At 47.3% G+C, this 2,035-nt stretch carries 2 protein-coding genes and 1 pseudogene; all 3 read right to left on the reverse strand.

Annotated features, from left to right (window positions below):
* Window positions 1-580 (reverse strand): HAMP domain-containing protein (locus G465_RS14820; protein WP_162138837.1); only part of this gene is annotated, 580 nt, incomplete at its 3' end.
* The gene (locus tag G465_RS0112680; RefSeq protein ID WP_162138838.1) at window positions 532-1,470 is read right to left on the reverse strand and encodes a PDC sensor domain-containing protein; all 939 of its coding nucleotides are present in this window, start codon (window positions 1,468-1,470) and stop codon (window positions 532-534) included. The genes G465_RS0112680 and G465_RS14820, both read right to left, overlap by 49 nt.
* A gap of 244 nt (window positions 1,471-1,714) precedes the next feature.
* A pseudogene (locus tag G465_RS14825) lies at window positions 1,715-2,035 on the reverse strand (hypothetical protein); the annotation flags it as partial.

Below are 2,035 nucleotides of genomic sequence, written 5' to 3' on the forward strand. Positions count from 1 at the left end.
ACAGCGATTGCACTGCCGTTGCTGCCGTGTCGATTTCTTTAGCTGTGGTGTTCACCAACGCCGCCACTTGGCTGGCAATTTCGCCGTTTTTCTTCGCCGTGTTTTCGACTTCTTGCAAATTGCTGGCAATGTGGCTGATGCTGACCGTCACTTGTTCAACTGTGGCAGATGTCGCGCTGGCCGCATCGGCTTGTTGCCGTGCATTGCTTTCCACTTGTGCGCTGACTATTGCCAGTTGGTTCACACTTTCATGTAACACGCCAGCATGATGCTTCACCTCATGGAACATGCCTCGCAGCTTATCCATAAACTGGTTAAACGCATTTGAGGTTTGGCCGATTTCATCTTGGCTGGTGATGTCTAAACGACGGGTTAAATCCCCTTCGCCTTGACTCAACGTTTGCATGGTGTTCGACAAGCGCACCAAGGGTTGCGACAAACTACGCAAAATCGCCGCGATCAATAACAACATCACCCCCACCGCCAATACACTAATCAACAGCGTGGTATTGCGTACTGAGTTGGCTTCCGCTAACAGGCTGGATTTTGGAATCGAAACCAACATCGACCACGGAGCCATATTCTTATCAACCGTAATCGGCTGTAAGAAGTGCATGACGCTATTACCATCGGTATAGGTATAAGATCGGTATAGGTATAAGGCTGACCTGCTTTAATAGCAGCGATAGCTTCGGGCGGGAGATCTTGGGCTGGTTTGGTGATTTTGTCTTTTTCTGGATGTGCTAACCAATTCCCTTCATGCGATACCAACGACAACCACCCATTGCCGTAGGGCTTAACTTGGTCAAGGGTTTTACCAATATTGTCGAGGGAGACATCTACCCCAGCAACACCAACAAAATTAGGATTATTTTTTAAGGTAATGGGCTGCACAATCGACGTCATCAGCACATTTTTACCTTCGATAGGATACAGATATGGCTCAAGAAACGTCAGTGCATTATTCTTTTTTGGGATGAGATAATAATCGCCAGCACCTGGCTTATCATAATCAACCAGTGAGTCAAGAATCAGTTTGTCACCAGAGAGCGCCCAGTAGGGGATATAACGACCCGTGGCATCGTGGTCGGGTTTGCGGTTGGCAAATTCGGCGTCACGGCCATCAAAAGCATTCGCTTCCCATCCAGTCCACACACCGATCATCCGCTGGCGCTTGCGCAATTCATCACCCAAAATCGCGGTAATGGCATCACGATCTTTTAAGCCGCGCTCGTGCATGGTGGCAATCATCACTGCCATCGATTCTGCCAAGTCACGCCCCTCATATAAAGGGCTACTGATATTTTGGGTTAGGGCTTGAGCTTGTAATACAGCCGCTTCGGCGCCTTTCTCTAAAATATAACTTTGGTTTGCCCATGTTGCATAACCAATAGAAGCAGAAAACCCTAATATGGCAAGGCCACTCACACTGAGCAAGATTTTACTGCGAAAGCTAAGATTCAAAGACACGATTGAGACCTCCCGCATGATCTTATGATAAGTTGGTGCTTCACTTTTCTGGCTTTGTGGAATTTATGTGTAAGCTTTGTTGTTTTTTGCAATTATATCGCTAGTGTAAGCGATTCTTTTGCGCTTCAACAACTTTTAGTCGCCACTTACCAGAAAAATAAAAAAACTCACTTCTTAACTCAGATGCAATAGCTTCTCAATTAAAAAGTGAGCCAATCACTCAGCAGAGGTCAAAATCATTTAATTAAGTTCGAAAGCGGTTCACCTGTTGTCCCAATTCACCCGCCAACACACTAATACTCTGGGTGGTGCGAATCGCTTGTTGTACCGCTTGGTCGGTTTGTTGTGCCATCGCGCTAATTTGCTCAACATGCTGTGCAATATCATTGCTCGCCAACGACTGCTCCGTGGTCGCCCGTGAGATTTCGGCAATCGCCGACATCACATTTTGTGCATTTTGATGAATCGCCGAGATCGCACGGCTGGCCTCTTGCGCCATGCTGACACCGTTGTTGATTTGGCTATTGGCATCTTCCATCCCGCTGGTAGCAGCCCGCATTTCGGT

The sequence above is a fragment of the Aquaspirillum serpens DSM 68 genome (assembly GCF_000420525.1).
Classification (GTDB): domain Bacteria; phylum Pseudomonadota; class Gammaproteobacteria; order Burkholderiales; family Aquaspirillaceae; genus Aquaspirillum; species Aquaspirillum serpens.